Origin of the sequence: Ferruginibacter sp., from assembly GCF_031430955.1 — a bacterium.
Taxonomy (GTDB): Bacteria; Bacteroidota; Bacteroidia; order Chitinophagales; family Chitinophagaceae; genus Ferruginibacter.
Genome location: NZ_JANPCM010000130.1, coordinates 1 through 1935, shown reverse-complemented (window position 1 = coordinate 1935; position 1935 = coordinate 1). Strand labels below are relative to the sequence as shown.

At 34.9% G+C, this 1935-nt stretch carries 3 protein-coding genes; all 3 read left to right on the top strand.

All coding sequences use genetic code 11. From position 1 onward, the window contains the following. The first annotated feature begins 84 nt into the window (after positions 1-84). Positions 85-921, top strand: a complete 837-nt coding sequence (locus ACY65O_RS03540) for an MBL fold metallo-hydrolase (protein WP_462219471.1) — start codon at positions 85-87, stop codon at positions 919-921. A 262-nt stretch (positions 922-1183) separates the two neighbouring features. Further along, complete coding sequence (locus ACY65O_RS03535; RefSeq protein WP_462219470.1) at positions 1184-1603, top strand: DoxX family protein; 420 nt, start codon at positions 1184-1186, stop codon at positions 1601-1603. A 105-nt stretch (positions 1604-1708) separates the two neighbouring features. Then, positions 1709-1935: NAD(P)-binding protein (locus tag ACY65O_RS03530; RefSeq protein WP_462219469.1), on the top strand; the 227-nt coding region annotated here is incomplete at its 3' end.

The following is a 1935-nucleotide window of genomic DNA, read 5'->3' as shown; positions in this document are numbered from 1 at the left end:
AATAAAAGATTTTAAACATGAATTTGGTATGCGTCCTTTTGCAAATTTTGCTGACTAAAAAATAATTCTACTCAATAAAAATATATGATTGTTGCAAAATTAAAAAATGAAGATCTTATTAGGGAAGTAGATTCGTTTCTTAACGATAAAAAACATTTTCATCTGTGGTGGCTTGGCCAAAGCGGCTACCTGCTACAATGGAAGGGCAAAAGAATCTTACTTGATCCATACTTATCCGATTCACTCTCAAAAAAATATTTAACAACAGATAAACCACATGCAAGAATCAGTGTGTTGGTTGTAAAGCCAGAATTATTAAAAAATATTTCTATCGTTACTTCCAGTCATAATCATACCGATCACCTGGATGCAGAAACTTTGATCCCTGTTTTAAAAAATAATCCGGGGATACAATTTATTATTCCCGAAGCCAATAGAATTTTTGTAGCAGACAGAATAAAATGCAAAAATGATTTTCCAATTGGATTAAATGATGGACAATCCGTAACCATTGATGGCTTTACTTTTCATGGCATACTTGCAAAGCATAATGAAATAGACCGGGATGAAAAAAGCAATTGCAAATACATGGGTTATGTAATTGAGTTTGGGGAGTATAAAATTTATCACAGTGGCGATACTTTATGGTTTGATGGAATGGTGGAGTTATTAAAACCTTTTCAAGTTGATGTGGCGTTGTTGCCTATTAATGGAAATAAACCCGAAAGAAAAGTGGCTGGCAATTTAGATTGTAAAGAAGCAGCGGAACTCGGTAAAGCTATCAATGCGAAAATTGTTATTCCCTGCCACTATGATTTATTTGAATTTAATACAGCAGATGTAAATGAATTTGTAAGAGAAGCAGAAAAAATAAACCAACCATATAAAGTATTGAAAGGAGGAGAGCGGTTTCAGTTTTAAAATGATAAAAAGAAAATTTTGAAATTACAATTCAATTATCCGTGCCTGATTAGATTTGGGTACAGCATGAATGCTTTTTAATTGCCCCGTGCTTCAGCACGGGGATATAAATTGTAAATTGTATTGGCTTTAGCCAAATAAAAAAAACGCTTTAAGTAATTTGGCTAAAGCCAATAATCTTTTGCTCTTTGCCCCCGAACTAAAGTTTGGGGCAATTGAAACAAAAAAATGAAAATTAATTCCCTTAACTAACAATAATTTTATGAACCAATTCTTTTCACCAACACCCATTGCGCAAAACTATGGCATCGCAATTGTACGAATTATCACAGGCATTTTATTGGTATGGCATGGCTGGGAAAGTTTTGATGCAGAAAAAATGAACATGTACAGCACTTGGTTTGTAGAAAGAAAATATTCCAATCCACAAATATGGGCTTACTCAGGAAAGATTGCAGAACTGTTAGCGGGAATTAGTTTTACTTTAGGGTTATTTACAAGACTGGCATCAGTTGCCGCCATCGCAGCCTTTACCGGTGTAATTTTTTTATTGGGAGATAAAGGGAAAATATTCCAGGGAGATCAGCATCCGTTCTTATTTATTTTATTGGCAGTAGTGTTTTTATTTACGGGTCCTGGTGCAATGAGTGCAGATGGTTTGATATTTAAAAAGAAAATATGAATTGAAGAGGCTGAATAAAAATATACTGTACAAGAGTGTCTCGCCTTAGGCCAGGCCAATGAAGCATCATAATAGCAATAAAGTTGGGTAAATAAAAAAAATAACATGCCAGATACATTACAAGCAAACTTAAATACAAAAGCAACTAAAGAAAATACTTTTGATGCGATTGTAATTGGCAGCGGCATCAGCGGCGGCTGGGCTGCAAAAGAATTATGTGAAAAAGGATTGAAGACATTAGTATTAGAACGGGGCAGAAATATTGAACACAACAAAGATTACCCCACCGCCAATCTATCCCGGTGGGAATTGCCGCATCGCGGCGATATAAC

Coding starts and splice junctions, on each gene's coding strand:
- ACY65O_RS03540 (WP_462219471.1), top strand. CDS start 85: ATGATTGTTGCAAAATTAAAAAATGAAGATCTTATTAGGGAAGTAGAT.
- ACY65O_RS03535 (WP_462219470.1), top strand. CDS start 1,184: ATGAACCAATTCTTTTCACCAACACCCATTGCGCAAAACTATGGCATC.